Raw genomic sequence first — 23,109 nt, forward strand, 5'->3', positions numbered from 1 at the left:
AATAATAAGAAAATGAAAAAAGTAATTATAGCCCTTATGTTTGTACCCTTAATTTCATGTGGTAAAACAAAATCAGCAGCACCAGAAACAACTACAACTACAGTAGTAACACCAACTGAGATGCAAGTTGACACAGATGTAAAAAGCATAAACCACGCTAAATGGAATGCATTATTACAAAAAAATGTAACTAAATCAGGAAAAGTAAATTACAGTGCCTTTAGAAAAGACAGCAAAGAACTATCAAGTTATTTAAGTGAGCTTGCTGCAAATGTGCCTACCTCTTCTACTTCTAGAAAAGCAACTCTTGCTTACTGGATTAATGCTTACAACGCATACACAGTAAAGTTAATCATTGATAATTACCCTGTTAAAAGTATTAAAGATATCAAAGATCCATGGGGAACTAAATTCATCACATTAGGGTCTAAAAAATATAGTTTAGAAGAAATCGAACACCAAATTCTTAGAAAAATGGATGAGCCTCGCATTCACTTTGCGATCAACTGTGCTTCATTTTCTTGTCCTAACTTATTAAATCAAGCGTATACTGAAGCAAATTTAGAATCACAATTAAATAGTGTGACTAAATCGTTCATTAACGACAAGTCTAAAAACACAATTACAGCATCTAAGATTGAAATTTCAAAAATCTTTGACTGGTTTGGGGATGACTTCAAGAAAAAAGGGTCTATAATTGACTTTTTCAATAAATACAGTGCCGTTAAAATTAGCAGTAACGCAAAAATTACTTTCAAAGACTACAACTGGAGTTTGAATGAATAAACTTTCAATCATTATACCGGTTTATAATGAAGAAAATTCGATCAATATCCTATTAGCACAGCTGCAGCAATTGGTTTCAAATCAAGTAGCATTTGAAATCATTGTTGTTGATGGCGGAAGCACCGATGCAACAGTAACTACGGTTCTTAAAAATCCAAGTGTTAAGTTGGTTCAATCATTAAAAGGGAGAGCCAAACAAATGAATACTGGAGCAGAACATGCAAAGGGAGACGTTTTATACTTCTTACATTCAGACAGCTATCCTCCTCAAAATTTTGATTTAAACATTAAGAACGAAATAATAAAAAACAATAAAGCGGGCTGTTTCAGGATGAAATTCGATAGCAAACATCCCGTTTTATTATTTTCGCAATGGTTTACAAGAGTCAATCACATGTGCTGTCGTGGAGGCGATCAATCATTATTTGTAGAAAAGAAACTCTTTGATACTATCGGACAGTTTAATGAATCACTCCTTATTTATGAGGACAACGATATTGTTAGTAGGCTTTACGCCAAAAAACAATTTGTAGTGATTAACAAAACAATCGTAACATCGGCGAGGAAATATTTGCAAATAGGTGTCTGGCGCTTACAATATGTTTTTGCCATGATACATTTAAAGCATAAACTAGGACACTCTACAGAAAGTATTTTACAGTATTACAACACTAAGATTATACAGTAGCTTACTTTTGTATTACAGAAACAAGAAAAAAAACAAACATTAAATATTATAATTACTATGAAGAAAATTGCCACAACTTTATTACTTGCTGCGTTAGTAGTGACGGGATGTAAATCAAATGAGGAAAAAGAAGCTACTCCTGCTGAAACAACTCCAACAGAAAATACTGTAGAGCAAAATACATTTGCAGTTGCTATGGAGAAAGCACACCAAAAAGATAAGTTTTCTGCAAACGAGGCAGTTCAATTTGATATCCAAATCATGTTTGGCGGTAAAGAAAGAATGAACGCCACTTTTACAACATTGACAAATTCTACTCAAAGTGTAATTGAATATAAAGATGGTTCAAAAATAGTAATCAATAACGATAAGGTTGCCTACTCTCCTACTATAGCAAATGAAGATGCAGTGCGTTTTGATGCGTACACATGGAATTACTTTTTCTTGTTTCCATATAAAGTAAACGATCCAGGAACGATCTGGACTGCTTATGATAATAAAGAAGCTGACAGTGCTAATTATTTAACTGAAAAATTGACTTTTAAATCAGGTACTGGAGATGCTCCAGACGACTGGTATGTTGTATATGCTGATAAAAAAACAAATTTACTTGAGAAAGCGGCTTACATAGTAACGATAATGGGTGGTAAAGAAGCAGCAGAAAAAAATCCTCATGCTATAAAATACATGGATTATAAAGAAGTAGATGGAGTGCCTATTGCTACTAAATGGATCTTTACAGGATGGAAAGAAGGAACAGGTCTTACAGATCAATTAGGTGAAGCAACATTATCTAACATTCACTTTGTAAAAGTAAATGAAGATACTTTTAAAATAGGAGAAGATTTTAAAACGAAGTAAGCATTATTTACGTAAGTACTCATGATTAGTCTAATCCCAATCATTGCGATTGGGATTTATTAACGCATTTTTTTTTATCTATGGAAAACATTGTCATAATTGGAAACGGAATCGCTGGTGTTACTTTAGCGCGCCACATTCGAAAAAGGTCTGATGCTAAAATAACGATCATTTCTACTGAAACGAAATACTTTTTTTCGAGAACAGCATTAATGTACGTTTTCATGGGACACATGAAGTTTGAACACATGCAACCATATGAGAATGATTTCTGGAAAAAAAACAATATCGACCTGCTTGAGGGCATGGTTACAGAAGTAATCACCAATCAAAAGCAATTACTACTTGCTGATCAAAGTAAGATTAGCTACGATAAATTAGTTATCGCTACGGGCTCAAAACCCAACAAATATGGTTGGCCTGGACAGGAATTAGAAGGCGTTACCGGACTCTACCATAAGCAAGATCTTGAAGCTCTTGAAAAATGGGCTCCAACAACAAAAAGAGCCGTTATTGTAGGCGGTGGATTAATAGGAATTGAACTTGCCGAAATGTTGCGTTCTCGCAATATTGCTGTCACTTTTCTAGTGCGTGAAAAAAGTTTCTGGAGTGGTGTTTTGCCTTCCGGCGAAAGCGCCATGATTAACAGACATATTTTAGAACATCACATAGATTTGAGACTTGATACAAATATGGTCGAAATCTTATCTGATGCCAACGGTCACGTACGAGCGGTAGTCACTGATAAAGGAGAAACTATCGATTGCCAAATCGTGGGTTTAACAGCCGGAGTATCACCTAATGTTGATTTCTTAAAAGGTTCTGACATTGAACTAGGCCGAGGAGTCAAGGTAAATCGTTTTCTAGAAACAAACGTCAAAGATGTTTACGCTATAGGTGATTGTGCTGAGCAGCATGAAGGAATCGATTTAAGACGCCCTATTGAAGCAGTGTGGTATACTGGGAGAATGATGGGAGAAGTGCTAGCACAAACCCTAACAGGAAACCCCATGAAATACAGCCCGGGACACTGGTTTAACTCCGCTAAATTTTTAGATATCGAATACCAAACTTATGGGTGGGTTTGGGCACAACCAAAAGAAGATGAATATCATTTTTATTGGGAACATTCAAAAGGTAAAAAAGCAATCAGAATTGCTTTTCATAAGCAAACACGTGAATTTTTAGGAATCAACACCTTTGGAATTCGTATGAGACATGAATTTTTTGACAAAGTCCTGACTAATAAAGAATCGGTTGATTATGTGGTGAAACATTTGGCTCAAGCCAACTTTGATCCAGAATTTTTCAAAAACTACAACAAAGAAATACAACAGCAGTTTACAACTGAATTCACTGGACTAAAAACTTCATAAAATGAGTAAATCTATAGAAAACATATCGGTAGCATCGCATGATAATAATGTATTAGATGGTATTCAAAAAACAGGGATTTCTTTAGGTCTAATTGGCCTATTTATCATGGCGCTTGCGCTTTTTAACGTCAACTTTCCAAACAAAGGAATTTGGCTAACAGCTTCTATCGTTGCTATTTTTGGAGGTATTGTGCTTTACGCAAACAGAACCTACTTAAATAAACCTGAAGGAATTAAAAATGACGGAATCTGGCACAGTTCGTTAACTAATAAAGGAACGCTTGCATGGATGGTAGGGATACTACTTACCTCTTTTTATGTGGTTCTGTATTGGTTCCCTAAATATTTAGGACTTAATCCTGACGGTGGTGCAAATACAGGTATCGTATCCTTTTTTGACCCTTTGAGCTTACTATTAAATGGTAAACCTGCCAGCCAATGGTTTGTTTATGGTTCTCTATACACTATTGCAATTTTAGGATTAGGATATAAATTCATCTTGAAATACCGCCATAATAAGTACCAGTTAGTGCGTACATTATCAGTAATGTTTTTTCAATTAGGATTTGCATTTTTGATTCCAGAAATATTAGAAAAATTAAATCCTGACAAAGCTTATTTTGCAAAGGACTTAAAAAATATGTGGCCCTTGAACTACTACTTCTTTAATGATTGGCATTTAAAAGCGATGATAGAAGGTGGTAATTTAGGAATGTTTATGCTACTGTTTGGTATTGCAATGATTTTTGTTATCTCTCCTATCCTTACTTATTTCTACGGAAAAAGATGGTACTGCTCATGGGTTTGTGGTTGCGGTGGTCTTGCTGAAACTGCCGGTGATAGCTTTAGACATTTGTCTAGCAAATCAACAGTTTCTTGGAAAATAGAAAGATGGATGATTCACTCTGTTCTTGTGTTCTCCTTTGTAATGACTATTGCAGTGATCTTTACTTTTTTAAGTAATAATCCTGAAATGAGCTTTATCACTAGAGATCAGTTCATAGGTGGAATTGTTATTTTCTTAACTGTTTTTACAACCGCCTTATACTTGTTTAAAAGAAAAGATATGGATACTGATGCCGTATTTACTATGCTAACATTAGTTGCTATCATTATTCTTTCTTTGTTAATGAACTACTTCTCAGGAAATCAAAACATCTTTTTTATTGATAGCAATTCATTGAGAGAATGGTACGGTTTTGCAATTGGTGCTGCTTTTAGTGGTGTTATTGGAGTAGGGTTCTACCCTATTTTAGGAAATAGAGTTTGGTGCCGTTTTGGTTGTCCTATGGCTGCCATTTTAGGACTGCAACAACGACTACTTTCTAAATTTAGAATTACTACTAATGGAGGGCAATGTATTTCTTGTGGTAACTGTTCTACTTTTTGCGAAATGGGTATTGACGTACGTAGCTACGCTCAAAAAGGAGAAAACATTGTACGTTCCTCATGTGTAGGTTGCGGAGTTTGTTCTGCAGTTTGTCCAAGAGGGGTGCTTAAATTAGAAAACGATTCTCCAGGAGGACGTATCAATTCTAATGATATCCTTTTAGGGAACGACGTAGATCTAATGGATTATGTGAATCAAAAATAATCACCTTTTATAAAATCATAAATTGCTGTAAATAAATAGTCTTGTACTGCTATCTACAGCAATTATTTCAAAACCGAAATCAAAATGTTTAAATCACTACTTATCTTGAGCCTATTTTCTGTCATGAACATGACGGCACAAAAGGTATATGTAAAAAACTATTTTGATAATCAAAAAATGAAATCAGAAGGCTGGTCTGTAGCAAATCAAAAAACAGATTACTGGTATTATTATTATGATAATGGCAAGAAAAAAGAAGAAGGACATTTTGATGCCAATAAAAAAGTAGACTGGTGGCTCTTTTATGATGAAAAAGGCGTAACATTGAAAAAAGCCGAATTTAAAAACAATGTCCTTAACGGACTATGCTTATTATACAAAAACGGTAATTTAGTAAAAGCAGAACGTTACAAAGCGGGAGTGAAAACAAATGAATGGACCTCTCTCTCAGATTATAAAAAAGATAACACGCTATAAAAGATAATGAATACTATTAAAGTCATAATACCTGCATACAATGAGGAGAAGGCAATAGCAAATGTCATCAAAGACATCCCCTGTTATGTAGACGAAGTCATTGTAATTAGCAACAATTCTACTGATAATACGGTAGCAGTAGCCCAAAGCGCTGGAGCCACTGTACTTACAGAAAACAAAAAAGGATATGGATATGCTTGTTTAAAAGGGTTAGATTATATTTCTAAATTGCCTAATAAACCAGATATTATAGTATTTTTGGACGGTGATTACTCAGATTATCCTGAGGAGTTAACAAAAATTGTAGCACCTATAATCACAGATGGAATTGATCTTGTAATTGGTGCTAGAGCTGCAAATCTTAGAGAAAAAAATTCTATGACACCGCAGCAAGTTTTTGGTAATTGGCTAGCAACATTTTTGATGAAAGTTTTTTTTGGTGCTACCTTTACAGATTTAGGTCCGTTTAGAGCCATAAAATACGATAAATTAGTCGCCCTTAATATGGAAGACAAAACATACGGATGGACGGTAGAAATGCAGTTAAAAGCATTAAAACAAAAATTCTCTTATGTCGAAATCCCGGTTCGTTATAAAAACCGAATTGGTGTTTCAAAAATTTCTGGAACTGTAAAAGGTACTTTTATGGCCGGAATAAAAATTATAGGTTGGATTTTTAAATACACCTTTAAATAACAATCTAAAATAGTTACACTATACCATCATGCTACAGCTTTCTTACTTCATCGTAATTCTATACTCGGTTTCCATTTTACTTGTCTTTTTTTACAGTCTTGCCCAATTTAATTTATTACTTAATTATTTAAAGAGTAAAAAAATTAAAGATCAATCGGTACAATTTGACTTTTCAAAAGTTGAAGAGATACCGTATGTAACCATACAGCTTCCTATTTTTAATGAAAAATATGTAATTGAGCGCTTGTTAACGACAATTGCTCAACTGGAATACCCTAGAGAGAAATTAGAGATCCAAGTATTAGACGACAGTACTGATGATAGCGTTATTGATACCGCATCGCTTATTGAGAAGATAGCCGCCACTGGTATCGACATTAAACAAATAAAAAGAACAAAAAGAGCTGGTTATAAAGCGGGTGCTTTAAAGGAAGGATTAGTTAACGCCAAAGGTGAGTTTATAGTGATCTTTGACGCTGACTTCGTTCCTCAAAAAGACTGGTTGTACAAAACAATTCCGTATTTTAAGGATCCAAAAATAGGTGTTGTACAAACACGCTGGGGCCACTTGAATCGTGACTATTCGATCTTGACAAAAATACAAGCTTTTGCGCTTGACGCCCATTTTACTTTAGAGCAAGTAGGTCGTAACTCTAAATCTCACTTCATTAATTTCAATGGTACAGCTGGTGTGTGGCGCAAGCAATGCATTATCGATGCCGGAAACTGGGAAAGCGATACCTTAACTGAGGATCTTGACTTAAGCTACCGTGCACAGTTGAAAAACTGGAAATTTAAATACCTAGAACAAGTAGAAACTCCTGCCGAACTTCCGGCAATTATAAGTGCCGCACGTTCACAACAATTTAGATGGAATAAAGGCGGTGCTGAAAATTTTAGTAAAAATGCTATTCGATTAGTACAGTCAGAAAACACATGCTTTAAAACTAAAGTACATGGTGTATTGCATTTATTGAATAGTACGATGTTTCTAGCTGTTTTTATGATGGCGATATTAAGTGTTCCTGTTCTATACATTAAAAATAGATATGTACAGTTTGACGCAATCTTTGATATTTTAGTCTTTTTTGTAATTAGTTCGTTATTATTTTTCATCAGCTACTGGGTGACTTTCAAAAATTTACACGGTGGCGGATTCAAAAATTTTCTACGTTATACTAGCATGTTTATGACCTTTTACACAATCGTGATGGGATTTTCATTTCACAATACAATTGCTGTATTAGAGGGATTGTGGGGTAAGAAAAGTGAATTTATTCGAACACCTAAATTAAATATAGAAGGACTTAAGGACAAATGGAAACAAAACACCTACTTGTCTAAAAAGATTTCTAAAAACATCTTTATCGAAGGGGGCTTAATTTTCTACTTCATTTTTGGAATCTACAGTGCGGTAATCTTAAACGATTACAGCATCATCGCTTTACACCTGATGCTAGTTACCGGTTATACATTTGTATTTGTAAAATCAATAACCGACAATAACTAGTGGAAATTGGTGTATTAAACACATATAAGTCCTACTTTTTATTAGTGATAAGCTTGCTTACTTATGGATACATAGGTTACGTGTTAGAGCGACAAGAATTTTTAAAATTGACGATTAGCTTTACTTTTTTGTTCGCTTTAGTGTACCAAATCATTAAACTTCAAAAAGACAATTTAAAGTTCTTACTAGTAGCAGCGATTCTATTTAGAGTTGTTTTCATAGGAGTATTACCTAATTTATCTCAGGATTATTTTAGATTTATTTGGGATGGTAGATTGTTGTTGCAAGGCATGAACCCCTACTTGTATTTGCCTAATGATTTGATGCAACAAACAAGCTTCAATATCGCAAATGCGCAAGAACTGTTTGATGGAATGGGTAATTTAAGCGCTAGTCATTACTCTAACTATCCTCCTGTTAATCAATTATTGTTTGCCTTAGCTTCGATATTAGGGAGTGATACGATTATCCCATCAGTGGTGATTTTGAGAATTATCATCATTATAGCTGATCTAGGAACACTTTATTTTGGAAGCAAATTATTAACTGCAGTTGGTAAAGAAAAGTACATGATTTTCTGGTACATTTTGAATCCATTAGTTATTATCGAAGGGGTTTCAAATCTACATTTTGAGAGTGTGATGTTGTTCTTCTTTATTTGGAGCATGTACTTATTGCATCAAGATAAATGGAAAACTGCAGCGGTAGTATTAGCGCTGTCAATTTCTACAAAACTATTACCCCTACTCCTATTGCCTTTGTATCTACAGAAACTAGGATTTAAAAAATCGGTTGCTTTTTACAGTATCGTTATTGCTACAAATGTTGGGTTATTTCTACCGTTCTTATCCCAAGAACTAATTACCAATTATACCGAAACAATAGGGCTCTGGTTTACAAATTTTGAATTTAATGCTAGCTTTTACTACATAGTTAGGGCGGTAGGAATCTGGATCACAGGTTACAATACAATTCACACTACGGGAAAATACATGCCTGTTTTAATGATATTATTTATACTATATTATGCTTTTAAAAAAAGAGATTCTTCTACTTTGAGCTTATTTAATGTGATGCTAATTGTTTTAACGGTCTACTTTTTTAGTTCGACAACGGTGCATCCATGGTATGTTATGAATCTAATCTTGATAGGCGTTTTCACAAAGTATAAGTACCAACTCATATGGAGTTTGACAATAATTTTAAGCTATAGCGCTTACGCGAAAGCAACGTTTGAAGAGAACCTTTGGTTAATCGCAATTGAGTATTGTCTCGTGCTAGGGTTTATAATTTATGAAAAAAGTGGCTTTTTGCAATCTGAAAAAAGAGTATATTTGGACCAATAAAAGAAACTGACATCTCTAATTTATGGTCGATAACAAACAAAAAGAAACAACTATTTTAGAAAATTGGGTTAGCCAGTTTAGTGACGAAATGTTTTCTTGGGCCTTTCATAAAACTTCGTCTAAAGAGACTGCAGAAGATTTAGTGCAAGAAACTTTTCTAGCTGCATTTCATAAAATTGCTTCTTTTGAGGGAAAAAGCCAACCTAAAACTTGGTTATTTTCGATACTAAATAATAAAATTATTGACTATTATAGGATAGCTGCTAGAACGACAAAGAAAAACTTCAGCATTACTGAGGATAGCGGTTTCCAACTATCAAATGACATTTTTACTGAAGATGGCTGTTGGAAAAACACTGATATTAATCCACTGTGGAATCAGGACGAAGAGTTACTAGACAATGCCGATTTTAATCTTATTTTACAACAATGTATGGAAGAATTACCACCTAAGTGGAACCTCGCCATAACTTCAAAATATTTGTCAGAAAAAAATACCGATCAAATTTGTAAGGATTTAGAAATGACAACGTCTAATTATTGGCAAGTGACACATCGTGCTAAATTACTGATGAAGAAGTGCCTAGAAAAAAAATGGATTTAATAACATTTGAATTGTAAATAACATGCGTTTTATAATGAAAAAATTATTGAATAGTTGTCAAAAATCAACTGAATTAATTGATAAACAACTATCTACCGCATTAACTGCTACCGAAAAACTGCAATTAAATGCACACAAAGCGTTGTGCACTACTTGTTCTGCTTATGCAAAACAATCGAAACTGTTAGATGCAGCATTTTCAAGAATGTTTTTGAAAAAAAATGTCGCTAGCAAAAAAATGGATGCTGATAAAAAGCAAAAAATTGTTAATGCCATTAAAGAAGTACAACCTTAATTAATCCCTGATATTTTCATGAGATTACAACATATAAAAAGCCAATAAAGTCATTCTTTATTGGCTTTTTTTCATTGCAAGAGTCAGGAATCCTCTGAACAACTGTCTATACCTACACTAAAAGATAACACAACATGAAAAAATACGACCTTATAATTATTGGAGCAGGATCTGGAGGATTAAGCGTAGGAGGATTTATGGTAAAGCTAGGCTTTAAAGTACTAATGATTTCAAAAACCGCACATGAAATAGGCGGCGATTGCTTGAATGATGGCTGTATACCTAGCAAGGCATTGATTCACGCTGCAGCAGTAGTTCATAATGCCAGAGCGGCCAGCAAATTTGGCTTAGAATTATCTCCTGAGGTAGATATAAAAAAAGTAATGCACTACATTTTTGAAGGGCAAGAAGTGATTCGTGCGCATGAAAATAAAGAGTATTTTGAGAAGGAAGGATTTGACATCGCAATAGGAGAAGCTAAATTTACAGCCGCCAATCAAGTGAGTGTAGCAAATGAAACGTACCAAGCAAAAAAAATAGTACTAGCGACTGGATCCCGACCTAGAAAATTTACGGCTCCCGGCGTAGAGAAGGTGACATATTACGATAATCGCAGTATTTTTAAGATAGACGAACTGCCTAAGAAGCTTTTAATTTTAGGTGCTGGCCCTATAGGTATAGAGATGGCACAGGCTTTTCAAAGATTAGGATCAAAGGTTACCGTTGTACAGCACAGCAATACCATTCTTTCACATGATGACAAAGAGCTTACGGTAATTTTACAAAAGAGATTAGAAGATGCTGGAATAAAAATATTATTTGACACTACCATTAGCCATTTTGAATCGGCAAATACTGCTGTATTAAAAACAAAGGAAGGAATAGAAATGACTCTTGAAATAGACGCTCTCTTTGTTTCCATAGGACGCCAACTCAACATTGAAGGACTAGACTTAGAAAAGGCTAACATTAAAGTTGAAAAAGAACGTATCGTAGTCAATGACTATTTACAAACAACTAATAAAAATATACTGCTATGTGGTGATATTGCTGGCAACCTACAATTTTCACATGCCGCAGAGCAACATGGACGCTTGATATTGAATAATCTGATTTCGCCACTCAAGAAAAAACTAAACAACAAACACCTGTCATGGGTCACATTTACAGATCCTGAACTAGCAACCTTTGGTTTGAACGAGAAACAATTAAAAGAGCAAAATATCACTTTTGAAAAAATAGTTCAAGACTTTGCAAATGATGATCGTGCTATAGTAGACGATTACCGTTACGGAAAATTAATTCTCTATGTATCAAAAGGGTTTTGGTTTCAAAAACAACGTATCTTAGGTGGAAGCATGGTCGCTCCCAAGGCGGGTGAATTAATTCAGGAATTGCTGTTAGCAAATGTATCCGGAATGTCAATCAATACAATCGCCGGAAAGGTTTACCCTTACCCTGTAGCATCAAGGATCAACCAGAAAGCGATAGGACAATTAAAGATGAAATTAATTACTGATCAAAGTAAAAAGTTAATCCACCTAGCATTTAAAATGTTTAGCTAGGAGCTGCAGCCTCGTCAGTTTTAGGAAAATTTAAAGATAATGTCTTAAAATAAAATCTTAAATTTCGAAAAATGAATATTCGAATAGAAAAATCGAGCTGCAATTACTGACTGTATGGATTCAATTTTTCGAAAATATAATAGTTTAGTTGTTAATAGTAAGCTAAACGACAAAGCATTTTCCCCTATGAAAAAAAACATAACTATATTTTGTACGCTACTAGTATTATTGGTCATTGGCTATTTTTTTATCGCAAATCAAAAGAAACGCATGGTAACAGATAACGTGAAAGCTAATCTGGCTATGAATGATCTTGAAGGACCTACGCGGCTTAGTCTCCCCATGGAATATAAAGGAATGAATCTTGTTGCGCCTATCAATACTTTAAACAAAAGTACCTTAGAGGATTTACTAAAAAATAATGTCAATGCAGTATCTATTATTCCCTATGCTTATGTTGATATGGATGCGGCTACGGTGAACTACAATAATAAAAGACAATGGTGGGGCGAACGCACAGAAGGTATAATCACCAGCGCAAAAATGGCGCATAGTCACAATATGACGGTAATGCTAAAACCACATTTATGGGTAAATCACAACTTTTATACTGGAAATTTAAACTTTGATACAGAGGAGCAGTGGCAACGCTGGGAAAGTCAGTATGAAGACTATATAATGAATTTTGCTAAACTAGCGCAACAAGAAAATATCGAACTTTTTTGTTTTGCCACAGAGCTAGGAAATTCGGTAGCTAAGCGACCTCAATACTGGAAGCAATTGATCGCAAAGATAAAAAAGGTATACAAAGGAAAATTGACCTATGCCGCTAATTGGGATGATTACGACAAGGTTCCGTTTTGGGACGAACTAGATTACATAGGTGTTGATGCCTATTTTCCGTTGTCTAATGAGCAGAATCCTTCTTTAAAAACGGTAAAAAATGGATGGGCAAAACACCTAGATAAAATGCGATTGGTGCAAAAGAAATTTGGTAAAAAAGTAATGTTCTCTGAGTACGGTTACCGCAATACTGACTTTGCTGCAGAAGCACCATGGACCGAAAATAAAAATGATATAAACAATGAAGCGCAAGCTATTGCATACGAAGCATTATATCAAACAATGACAAAAGAGCCCTGGTTTGTAGGTGGATTTGCTTGGAAATGGTATGCTGATGATTACCATAAAAAACCTAAGAATAAAGTAGACTACACGCCGCAAGATAAACCTGCATTAGCAGTGATTAAAAAATGGTACAACTAATAAATTAAATAAGCATGAGCACAATAAAAAATAAACCGGTAATAGTTTTTGACGTCAATGAAACTTTACTAGATATGACACCTCTTAAAAAATCAGTCAATGAATTATTAGGTGAAGAGCAAGGATTTAAAATATGGTTTGGTATGTTATTGCATTACTCGACTGTTTCAAATAGTATTGAAGAGTACAATGATTTTACTACTATCGCCACAGCAACATTAAAAATGGCTGCAGTATCTATGAATAAAAAGGTATCTGAGGATCAAGTAAAAGAAACTTTGTCATTAATTAAGACCTTGCAGAGCTACCCTGATGTAGCTAAAGGTTTAACCGTCTTGAAGGAAAATGGTTTTAGACTAATTACCCTTACTAATTCTCCTGATGGCGCGCTACAAGCACAATTAGAAAACTCAAAATTAACGCATTTCTTTGAGCAAGCGTTAAGCATCGATTCCTTAGGGAAATACAAGCCTGCTCCTGAAACATACCAATGGGCAGCAAAACAACTTAAAGTTAAACCAGAAGAAATGCTACTCGTAGCGGCTCACGGTTGGGATATTGCTGGTGCTACACACGCTGGTCTAGCCACTGGTTTTATCGAGCGTGAAGGGCAGTCACTTTATAGCTTATCAAAAGACCCTAATTTTATAGCTGAAGATATTTTAAAAATGGCTGAAAAATTAGTAGCTGCTTATCAATAATTGCGCTACACTAAAAACCCAAAAGGGCGTTTGTTTCACTGAAACAAGCGCCCTTTTTTTGAACAAAACAATTAACCAAATCTAACTACTTGGACTCCTGGAACAACATTGCTCCTGAGTTCATGCAATATCTTAATCCTGTAGGCTTAGGTCCGTCATCAAATAAATGTCCTATGTGGCCTTCACAACGTGCGCAAACAATTTCTCCGCGCACCATTCCTAGACTTTTATCTACTACTTCTTTAACACGATCTTTATTTATTACATCAAAAAAACTTGGCCATCCCGTACCCGAGTTAAACTTAGCTTCAGAGGAGAATAAAGGTAGTTTACACGCAGCGCAAAAGTAATGTCCTTTTTTATGATTCTCATTAAATTCATTTTGAAAAGGACGCTCTGTTCCTTTCTTGCGCAAAATGTAATATTGATTATCTGTAAGTTCTTTTTTCCACTCAGCATCGGTTTTTTCAACCTTCTTCAATGAAGTGTCATTTAATGATAAGCCCGCTTGTTGTACTGCTGTATTAGCATCATTCGAAGCTATTTCTGTACTTGAAGTTGCTTGGCTGTTTTTGGCTTGCATACACGCCATAAAACCAAAAGCTACTAATGCAATCGCTGCAATTTTTGTATATTTTTTCATAACAATTTAAGAATTAGGTTTCAAAGCACCTTTATAGGTCTTTTTAAATTTATTGTATCTAGGAACCGAAACTGATTTTACATACGGTTGATTAGGATTATGCTTTACATAGTCTTGATGGTAAGCCTCTGCTTTGTAAAATTCAGAAACTGGTTTTACCTCAGTAACAATAGGGTTTGCAAAAACCTTCTTAGCAGTAAGGTCTTTGATTTTATCTTCTATAATTTTTTTCTCAGCCGCATTGCTGTAAAAAGCAATTGAACGGTAAGACGATCCACGATCTGGTCCTTGCTGGTTAGGAGTTGTAGGATCTTGAGATGCAAAAAACACATCTACTAACTGGCGATAAGAAACTTTTTTTGGATCATAGAAAACAGCCACTGATTCAGCATGACCTGTAGTATTTGAACCTACTTTTTCATACGAAGGGTTTTTTAAAGCTCCTCCACTGTATCCTGAAACAGCCTCATCTACTCCTACTACTGCCTCAAAAACATGCTCGCTGCACCAGAAGCAACCTTCTGCAAATACTGCAACAGCTTTTCCTGACTTAGGTGTTAACGATAATTTTTCGGTTTGTGCTTTACAACTTAACATTGTAAACATCACTAAGGCAATGCCTGCTATCTTCATTTTCATATCCGTTTTCTTTAAAATTATAAATTACTAATAATCAGTTCAGTAAACACAAATCACACTACCTACTTGATTATCCTTTTCTTCTTGTATTGTTCTGTAATATACGACCGATTTTTCAAGACGGTTTTACAACAACTCCTAAAATTTTGTTAGTTTTTGACACTCATAGTTTCCAGTATCTTTTCTTCAAAGCCTTGCAAAGCACGAATTGCATAATCTACCTTTCTTTTGGTTTTGTACTTATAAGAAACTTCTAGAAAATTCTTATAAGGCGTATCTGGTTGTACTTCTAGCGCATCATTTTTTCTATAATTGACTTTAATGGGAATGTCCTTATAGTAAGTAAAATATTCTGGATGTGTGATTACACCTAGTGTCGAACAGTCAAAAGGAATGAATCCCCTTACTCCAAAATATTTTTCGTTTTTATCCATCCACGGTTGAACAACATCATACAACCACTTATCAGCTTCTAGTGACTGGTCTAATGAAGCCAAATCAATGTTACCAATATGTGTGTAAGAACTAGGTTCATATCCTGCAAATACTAACGGAATAGACGAATTAAGCACGACATCCATAGATTTATAATCCAGTTCGTAGTTGTAATCAAAAACATTCAATTTTCCGTTTCCAGGATTGAATGGCAATCCCTCTGTTCTTGCAGCACAAATAGAAATTTTTTCGATTTGAGGTATAATATCAGGATGGTTTTGAATTAAAGTGGCAATATTTGTCATTGGTCCCAATGCCAATATTGTCAGTTTTTCTTTTTTCAAAGCTTGGTACAAGGCGCGTGTACCATCGTTTTCTACTCCTAAATCATCTGCATTAGGCGAGCCTTTATATACAGGAATTGCTGCTCCTTTATTGTGCCAACCTAAAATCTTGTTTATAATAGGAAAGCTATAATCAACATAGGTGATTGAACTAATTCCTACGATTTCGATTTGGGGTTGTTTCAAAGCCATAATTAATGTGAAACCATCATCAACTTCGCGAGCACTTTTATCAGGCATCCCGATCATAATATCTGTGTCAAACCACACTTTTTTCTGAGCTTGTACTGCCGCCGAAAGTAATAGTGCTAGTGCAATAATTTTAATTTTCATAGTCGTCGTTTTATTCTGTAATTAATTTTTGAGCAAATGCAAGTAGCGCTACTTTAGTATTTAAATCCATTTTTAGAGGTAGTTGTGCAAGACCTATCAACCTTCTCATTATTTCTGTTCCTATAAAACCATTTAATATGGTGAAATTTAAATCATCAAACGATTTGTAATGCTCCTTAATAAAAGCCACCGTACTAGCGTCTTGTTGCGTTAAATATAAATGAGCAATAAAAACACCCAAATCAAATTCACGCATGCCATAAAAACAGAATTCAGGATCGATAATTTTAATTCCTGCATCTGTTTTTAACCAACTCCCTGGATAAAAATCACCGTGTAATAAATACTTTCCATTCGATAAATAAAGCGTACCTAGCTCCGAAATCTTTTCTTTAAGTTCTTTATTTTGTTTGAACGGCATCGCTAAAGCCTGCAATCCTTCTTGAACAACATCTAAATTAAAACCATTGTCTTCCTTAAAAGGATATTCAAACACATGTTCGTAATTCAGCGCGCGCATTGCTTTGTTAGAAAGCTCCTCATCAGTCACCGTTTTTTCAAAATCAGTATGCAGCCCATTCAAGTACACCACTAATTCTAACAATTCTCCTTCACTTATTTTTTGGTCTAAACCATATAAAACAGCATAATCATTTGTCTTACCTAGATCTTCTAGCGCTATTAAATTATTAACAACATCCGTGCCCATTAATACAGGCATTGCATCTTGCACTTTTTTAGAAGTCGCAATTTTGTTATAAAAAGCACCCTCTGTAATAGCACGCTCAGCAGGAGCCGCCACTTGAGGATATTTCTCAACATAATCGCGAGATTGTTTTACAATAAAAGAACGCGTTTCGGTTTCTACACGTAAAACACAATTCATGTTGCCTTCTCCCGGTTTACTTAATGAAACGATGGTCTCATCTTCTTGCAACCACTGTTGTTGTCTTAAATATACAGCCAATTCTTCTGGCTCATTTGCATTTAGTATAAACATAGATTCTTTTTTATTTGGGCGTTCCCACCAAAAAAAGGTGGGCGGGCTATTCGCTGTATTCCCCATGTAAAACTACGGCTAGTAAAAAGCCTTGTTTTATTAATGGCAAGATGCCGCTACTATCCCTAACGCAACTTTAAAAATCCTGCAAGACGATTATGCCCTGCAGGATTGTATTATTATATTAAAACAAGTAACGTACACCAAACTGAAATTGTCTTGGTGGTGAAGCGTTCCTTTGTGTGAACAATCCGCTAGCACTAGATCCACCTTGAATCTGGTTACTTTGTGTTGCATTATTACTGTATCCACTCAAGTTTTCTGCATTGAATAAGTTGAAAATATCAGCACGCAATTCGATTTTGTTGTTACCTGAAATTGTGATTTGGTGTTGCACTCCTAAATCAAATGTTGTATTCCATGGCAAACGATCGTTGTTTCTACCCTCACCTGGAAAACGGTCACTATTACCTTGATATGCATCAGAAAAACTAGCGCCATCACCATTTAAGTCAGTAGTCCCAAAACCTAGTGGAATTCTATTAATAGGTTGTCCACTTTGTAGCAACCCTGCTAAGGTAACTGTAGTTCCTTTAAAAGGATAATAGCTATAAATTCCGTTAATGTTATGCGTTCTATCATTTACAGATGGTCCCCATTCATTAGCAAAATTATTTCCATCAGATGCTCTAAAGTTAATTCCCTCGGTATCATTTTTACTTGAAGACAAAGTATAATTCAATCGGTAAGAGTAATCATCTGTACCTCTTGTCTTTTGATAATTAAAACTCATCGCATAATATCTTGACTTCCCTTCGTTTTCACTCATGATTACACTTCTAGCAATACCAGTTACCGTTTGACCGTTAATTACAGCACTACCATTAGTAATAGGGATTGGTCTGCTTGCATCTGCCTCATTACGAGTTCTAATCACCACATTATCTGGATCAATAGGATATTCAGACACAGCATTTAAGTTGCGTAGACGTGATAAATTTTCTCCACGATTGTGAACTAAATCCACAAAAAACATGCGCTCATCAGTCAATTGCAATTGGTACCCTAAAGCAAATTCATGTGAGTACGAATTTTTATAGCCATTAGGATTTAAAATACGTCTTTCATTCGAAAAAATATTTTCTCTTTCTCCTTGTAAATCGCTTGCTGAAGGCCCTTGTAAATAACCAACATTTGATACCGTTGCAGCCAGCTTACCGTTAAAAGTAATTCTATCTATATTAGTATCTGCTGGTAATATTCCCAATCGCTTTAACTCCTCTAATTGCAACTTATAACTAGCTGAAGTGGTGTTTTGTCCTAAAGCATCACTGTACAATGCATAGTTCACTTTATCATACGAGATTCCATAACCTCCTCTTAAACTACTTGAGTTATTTAATTTATAGTTAAAATTAAAACGAGGTGCTAGGTTGTTAAAATCGCCTTTATCGCTTCCGCCTTTTGATAAATTATCATAGTCATAACGCAAGCCTAGGGTTAGATTTAAACGAGCAGAAACAGCCCATAAATCCTCTACATAAGCAGAGTAAATGTCTTGGTTTGTTCCAAAAGAGGCTTGACGTAACTCAACATCATAATCTAAAACTGAAGCATCAAGCGGAATATCATTCACATTCAGTGCTCCTCCTACTCCACTAGTTCGTATTGCGTCGATCTGGTTCTGGTTCAATTTCACACGGTAATTTCCTGCTGGATTTCCACCATCAATCAATTGATGATCTCCTCTAATGAAATTTACTCCCGCTTTTATCGTGTGATTTTCTGCATAGTATTTGACTTTTTGTTGAATTTGGATTGTATTTTCGATAGCATCAAATACATATCCTGGATTCCCAATTACTCCTAAAGTTTCGTCATTAATGCCTAAAACAGTAACCCGTGGAGCACCTGGATTAAATGGTTTTGCATAATTCCATCTAAATCTGCTATACTGCACATTTGTTTCTCCTGAGAAGTTACCAAATTTATAACTGTTCTTTAAAGCCAACAAAATACTGTTGCGCTGTTGCGAATTTCCAGCTGAAGCAAAAGTTGATCCGCCATCTAAACCACCACCTTGTCTCTCAACGTCGATAACTCCCACATTTGCACGCAAAGACGAATTGAAATTAGTATTCCAAATTTGGTCGATTTTTGTCGAAAAATAATTGAAAGTATTCGTACCACGTACGGTTTCAGAAACACCTAATGCTGGTACGTTTAATAAATTGTCTTTTATATCTGTCGTATGCTCAAAATTCACATAGTAAAAAGTCTTATCTTTCACTAAAGCGCCACCAATTCCTCCACCCGCTTGGTAACGAGCAAAACCATTTTTAACCTGATTTCCTGATAAATCTCTTTGTGCAAAACTTGATTTTCCATCAATTGAGGGACCAGGTCTAGAGATAAAAAACACTTCTCCAGTTGTTTCATTTGATCCTGAACGCGGTGTGATATTTACAATTCCGCTTCCTGTCAATCCGTATTCTGCCGAGAAGTTATTTGTTAATACGGTAATATCTTTTACAAATCCAGACGGAATTGCAAATTTTTGTCCGCCTAAAAAGCGCTCGTTATTGTCTAATCCGTCAATTAAATAAGAGGTGTATCCAGAACTCGCTCCATTGATACTCACATTAGGTGCTTCAGCATAAAATCCAGTCGCTTGAGATACATTAGGTAAACGGAACAGGACACGTGTAATGTCACGACCTTCAACTGGTATTTCCTGAATTTCTGCAGCTTTCATTTCAAATGAAACCTCCGCATCACGACGGTTAATTTGAGCTGTTGCCCCTTTTGTAATTACGACTTCGTTTAATTGATTAGAATCATCCCCAGTGCGAGGCGCTAACAATAAAGTCACGTTTGGTGCTTGATTTGAACGCACACTAACATACTCAGATTTTTGAGCAGCAAACGCTGATGATCCTTCAAAAATAACTTGGTATCCATCTAAGGCAGGAATTCCACGAAAAGTGACTTTCCCTTGCGCATTTGATGTTTGTTGAAAACTACTGTTACGAGAACTATTTAATAATAATACTTGAATGTTTTCTAGAGGTGCTTGCGTATTAAAGTCAATTACAGACACTGACAAGTCTTGCTGAGCAATGGCCATAGTGCTCACGCTCAGTAATAAAAACAATAAAAAATGTTTCATTTAAAGTTAAATTTTGGATAAATATTCGAATAAGATTTTGGAAATTACAGCCATGCAGGCGATCCCTTATTAAAATTAAATCCAACAATTTCAAATGTATACTGCTTTTTAGTTACTCTATTTAAAGGCTGCTGATAATATAAAAGCGACAGTAATTGTGCCATAAAAACACTGTAAAAGGAGAAGCCCTTTGCAATATTTCTAACATCTTTTAAACTATTAAAATCTGATAATGGTTGCAATAGCAACGCGCTGTCATTATCAAGGTCTTTTAAATCAGCGAAGGTGTGTTTTGTCTGCCAGTCAATTTGTGCAAACTGCTCTTGGTTAAACACAGCGCGTGAAAGTGCGATAAGATAGGTTCCCCCATTAAAATCCGGACCTAAAACTAGGTTTCCATTTGCTAGTCCTTTGCAGGCTGCCTCAAAATGCTTCACTGTAAGTCCAGGCGAATCATTCCCTACAATAATAATATTCTCAAAGCCTTTATCAAACAATCCCTGAACAGCATGACTTAGCTTAGCGCCAAAATGCGTTCCTTGCTGCGTTTGCTCATTCGAAACAAAAAATGGCAGCTTAGTTTTTTTAATCGTTTGTAAAACTTTCTGATTTAGATGATGCCACAACAAATCATTCTGCTTTCTAGTAGCAGCAAATGGTTTTAAAGCGCTATCGACTGCATCGCTTTGAGCGAAGAGCAATATTGCCGTTGAGGAAGTTTGTCTATTATCTAAATTCATACAGTAAAAGAGACGTGTCTCATTGCTATTCCTGACACAAATAAAATTTATTTATTATTAACAAGAATATACAGGTTCAAAGATACAATCAATACATTCGATAATACTTACGTAAATAGGCAATATGTAGTTTTAAAAAAGATAATTGTTTTCGTGATTTTTAAGCAACTACTATCCCTAGCTTTTCTTTTAGTATTTACCACCATTACATAGCATATTATAAATCAAAGCAATAAACACAAACAATCAACAGCCTGAACTACTTTCTACCGCTTTAATATTTTTAATAAAATTAAGCTGTGCGTGAAATTTATATACTGCAAAGTGCCCTGCAACTTACTCTATTGTTATACACTCTTTCTGACACTGCAGCAATCAGTCATCAGTATAAAGCCGTCGACAATAGGCATGCTACTAACTTGTAATAGGCGCCCACTACGAGTAATAGCTAGCCTTTGACGCCTTTTGCTTTCGATAAAAACTTTAAAATTAAAAGCTGCTACAAAGCAATAATCCCTAACCAGTCGCTAGAGAATTAGTCAAAGTAATATTTATTTATACCTTTGCAGCATGCAAATGAAAAATAATACAATGTCTTTAAAAGTAAAAACCAACCTTAATTCGCAGCTATTCTATACTCAGAGTGGCGAAGTGAATGGCTTTTAAATAACGCTTTTTCGTTTTCATAATTCTTTTTTAAATTAAAATAACTTTACATGTTTTCAAAAATTACTTTGATAGTAAGCTTCCTGCTGCTATCATCATCAACTATTATTGCCCAAGACAAACCCGAAGTAGAAATAGGAGGAGCTTTACGATTTAACTATAATTTATCTTCTTGGAAACCAGGACAGAAAAAGCGTGGAGGTGATTTTGGTTACGATGTATTCAGGCTTAACGCCAAAGCAAAATATAAAGGCGTAAAATTAAATGCAGAGTACCGTTTGTACTCTGATGGTTTTGGAGGTGGAATGTTAAAGCAAGGTTGGCTAGCCTATGATTTTGATCCAAAGAACGAAATCCAAGTTGGTTTGACCCAAGTCCCTTTTGGGAATACAACTTACAACTCGCACAACTGGTTTTTTAGTATCAACTATTATATAGGTCTTGAAGACGATCACGATATGGGGGTAAAATTCACGCATACTGATAAAAAGTGGAATTACGCTTTGGCTTTTTTCAAAAATGCTGAGGAAATGAATTTCGGTAATAACTCAGACATTTCGAATAGCCGTTACTCTTATGACGTTGCTTCAATTGACTTAGATGGTGATGGTGTATTAGAATTTAGAAATAAAGAAGTAAACCAAGTCAACGGTAAACTGGATTATAATTTTGGTGGTGATAGTATTAGTCATAAAATTGGTGCATCGGCGCAGTATGGTGGTTTGTATAATTTAGACACTGAAAAAATGGGATCGCATTACGCCCTTGCTTTGCAGTATCAATTAAAGTATAAACGCATTGGCGTTAAAGCCCAAGTAACAAAATATAAAAAATCAACAAGGGGACCTGAGGGAGAGAGCAAAGAAGTGGTTGCAATGACCGCTTACGGTGCGCCGTACCTCGTTGCGGCTACAGGGAACACCTATACACTTGGAGCTTCTTACACGCTTCCAGTAAAATGGGGACCCGTTTCTTCCTTACAATTCTACAATGACTACGGGTATCTAGAGAAGATAAATAGTGACTTTGCTGACAGTATCATGAATGTAACCGGAGTACTCGTTACTGCAGGAAATATTTACACCTACTTTGATGCCGCGGCTGGAAAAAACCAACCTTGGTTAGGACCCGTATGGGAACCCGCTTTAGCAAACGGTACTAATGGTGCCAAATGGGAAGTACGTTTCAACATGAATATAGGATACTACTTTTAGCAGTATTCCTCCCAAAATAATCTAGCCCTTCACTCTACTTTGAGTGAAGGGCTTTTTTTTGAGCCTAATTAAAAAAAATATGCAATACACCCCCTATTTTACAACCATATGTTTCAATAATATGTAACTAAATAAATTTAACCCCCTTATTTTACACCTAC

General features: G+C 35.3%; 21 protein-coding genes. 15 read left to right on the top strand and 6 right to left on the bottom strand.

Features of this window, described 5'->3' with window-relative positions; all coding sequences use genetic code 11:
• Window positions 1-12: 12 nt before the first annotated feature.
• The 14 genes from HNQ00_RS10400 (at window position 13) to HNQ00_RS10465 (ending at window position 13,765) form a co-directional block, all read left to right on the top strand.
• The gene (locus tag HNQ00_RS10400) at window positions 13-786 is read left to right on the top strand and encodes a DUF547 domain-containing protein (RefSeq protein ID WP_173838413.1); all 774 of its coding nucleotides are present in this window, start codon (window positions 13-15) and stop codon (window positions 784-786) included.
• Entirely contained in the window at window positions 779-1,474 is a 696-nt protein-coding gene (locus HNQ00_RS10405; RefSeq protein ID WP_173838415.1) for a TIGR04283 family arsenosugar biosynthesis glycosyltransferase, read from the top strand. Before HNQ00_RS10400 ends, HNQ00_RS10405 begins: the two co-directional genes overlap by 8 nt.
• 57 nt (window positions 1,475-1,531) lie before the next feature.
• Window positions 1,532-2,335 carry a DUF6503 family protein gene (locus HNQ00_RS10410; RefSeq protein ID WP_173838417.1) on the top strand — a complete coding sequence of 268 codons (804 nt, stop codon included), beginning with the start codon at window positions 1,532-1,534 and terminating at the stop codon, window positions 2,333-2,335.
• Window positions 2,336-2,415: 80 nt separating this feature from the next.
• The gene (locus HNQ00_RS10415; RefSeq protein WP_173838419.1) at window positions 2,416-3,711 is read left to right on the top strand and encodes an NAD(P)/FAD-dependent oxidoreductase; all 1,296 of its coding nucleotides are present in this window, start codon (window positions 2,416-2,418) and stop codon (window positions 3,709-3,711) included.
• A gap of 1 nt (window position 3,712) precedes the next feature.
• Window positions 3,713-5,305 carry a 4Fe-4S binding protein gene (locus tag HNQ00_RS10420; protein WP_173838421.1) on the top strand — a complete coding sequence of 531 codons (1,593 nt, stop codon included), beginning with the start codon at window positions 3,713-3,715 and terminating at the stop codon, window positions 5,303-5,305.
• A gap of 84 nt (window positions 5,306-5,389) precedes the next feature.
• Window positions 5,390-5,782: a toxin-antitoxin system YwqK family antitoxin gene (locus HNQ00_RS10425; protein WP_173838423.1), complete on the top strand. Its 393-nt coding sequence runs from the start codon at window positions 5,390-5,392 to the stop codon at window positions 5,780-5,782.
• A 6-nt stretch (window positions 5,783-5,788) separates the two neighbouring features.
• Complete coding sequence (locus tag HNQ00_RS10430; RefSeq protein ID WP_173838425.1) at window positions 5,789-6,478, top strand: glycosyltransferase family 2 protein; 690 nt, start codon at window positions 5,789-5,791, stop codon at window positions 6,476-6,478.
• Between the two features lie 28 nt (window positions 6,479-6,506).
• Window positions 6,507-7,988, top strand: a complete 1,482-nt coding sequence (locus tag HNQ00_RS10435; protein WP_173838427.1) for a cellulose synthase family protein — start codon at window positions 6,507-6,509, stop codon at window positions 7,986-7,988.
• A gap of 107 nt (window positions 7,989-8,095) precedes the next feature.
• A complete protein-coding gene (locus HNQ00_RS10440; RefSeq protein ID WP_254598488.1) occupies window positions 8,096-9,334 on the top strand; it encodes a mannosyltransferase in 1,239 nt (412 codons plus the stop codon).
• 22 nt (window positions 9,335-9,356) lie between these two features.
• Window positions 9,357-9,938, top strand: coding sequence for a sigma-70 family RNA polymerase sigma factor (locus HNQ00_RS10445; RefSeq protein WP_173838431.1), 582 nt, complete (start codon window positions 9,357-9,359; stop codon window positions 9,936-9,938).
• Window positions 9,939-9,972: 34 nt separating this feature from the next.
• On the top strand, window positions 9,973-10,233 hold the full coding sequence (locus HNQ00_RS10450) for a hypothetical protein (RefSeq protein ID WP_173838433.1): 261 nt from the start codon (window positions 9,973-9,975) through the stop codon (window positions 10,231-10,233).
• Between the two features lie 134 nt (window positions 10,234-10,367).
• A complete protein-coding gene (locus HNQ00_RS10455) occupies window positions 10,368-11,798 on the top strand; it encodes a dihydrolipoyl dehydrogenase family protein (RefSeq protein ID WP_173838435.1) in 1,431 nt (476 codons plus the stop codon).
• A gap of 186 nt (window positions 11,799-11,984) precedes the next feature.
• Window positions 11,985-13,064, top strand: coding sequence for a glycoside hydrolase family 113 (locus tag HNQ00_RS10460; protein WP_173838437.1), 1,080 nt, complete (start codon window positions 11,985-11,987; stop codon window positions 13,062-13,064).
• A gap of 14 nt (window positions 13,065-13,078) precedes the next feature.
• On the top strand, window positions 13,079-13,765 hold the full coding sequence (locus HNQ00_RS10465) for a haloacid dehalogenase type II (protein WP_173838440.1): 687 nt from the start codon (window positions 13,079-13,081) through the stop codon (window positions 13,763-13,765).
• 85 nt (window positions 13,766-13,850) lie between these two features.
• On the opposite strand, the gene msrB is transcribed toward HNQ00_RS10465, so the two are convergent.
• From msrB to HNQ00_RS10495, 6 genes are all read right to left on the bottom strand, one after another.
• Complete coding sequence (msrB, locus tag HNQ00_RS10470; RefSeq protein ID WP_173838442.1) at window positions 13,851-14,408, bottom strand: peptide-methionine (R)-S-oxide reductase MsrB; 558 nt, start codon at window positions 14,406-14,408, stop codon at window positions 13,851-13,853.
• A gap of 6 nt (window positions 14,409-14,414) precedes the next feature.
• Entirely contained in the window at window positions 14,415-15,047 is a 633-nt protein-coding gene (gene msrA / locus HNQ00_RS10475) for a peptide-methionine (S)-S-oxide reductase MsrA (RefSeq protein WP_173838444.1), read from the bottom strand.
• A 149-nt stretch (window positions 15,048-15,196) separates the two neighbouring features.
• Window positions 15,197-16,159 (bottom strand): nucleoside hydrolase, encoded by a 963-nt coding sequence (locus HNQ00_RS10480; protein ID WP_173838446.1) that lies wholly within the window; start codon window positions 16,157-16,159, stop codon window positions 15,197-15,199.
• A gap of 10 nt (window positions 16,160-16,169) precedes the next feature.
• Window positions 16,170-17,159, bottom strand: a complete 990-nt coding sequence (locus tag HNQ00_RS10485) for a phosphotransferase (RefSeq protein WP_173838447.1) — start codon at window positions 17,157-17,159, stop codon at window positions 16,170-16,172.
• A 184-nt stretch (window positions 17,160-17,343) separates the two neighbouring features.
• Entirely contained in the window at window positions 17,344-20,328 is a 2,985-nt protein-coding gene (locus tag HNQ00_RS10490) for a TonB-dependent receptor (RefSeq protein WP_173838448.1), read from the bottom strand.
• A gap of 44 nt (window positions 20,329-20,372) precedes the next feature.
• Window positions 20,373-21,068, bottom strand: a complete 696-nt coding sequence (locus tag HNQ00_RS10495) for a TIGR04282 family arsenosugar biosynthesis glycosyltransferase (RefSeq protein ID WP_173838449.1) — start codon at window positions 21,066-21,068, stop codon at window positions 20,373-20,375.
• 716 nt (window positions 21,069-21,784) lie between these two features.
• Between HNQ00_RS10495 and HNQ00_RS10500 the strand changes: the two genes are divergently transcribed.
• On the top strand, window positions 21,785-22,948 hold the full coding sequence (locus tag HNQ00_RS10500; protein WP_173838450.1) for a hypothetical protein: 1,164 nt from the start codon (window positions 21,785-21,787) through the stop codon (window positions 22,946-22,948).
• The last annotated feature ends 161 nt before the right edge of the window (window positions 22,949-23,109 follow it).

Source organism: Flavobacterium aeripolare (assembly GCF_013294025.1).
Classification (GTDB): domain Bacteria; phylum Bacteroidota; class Bacteroidia; order Flavobacteriales; family Flavobacteriaceae; genus Flavobacterium.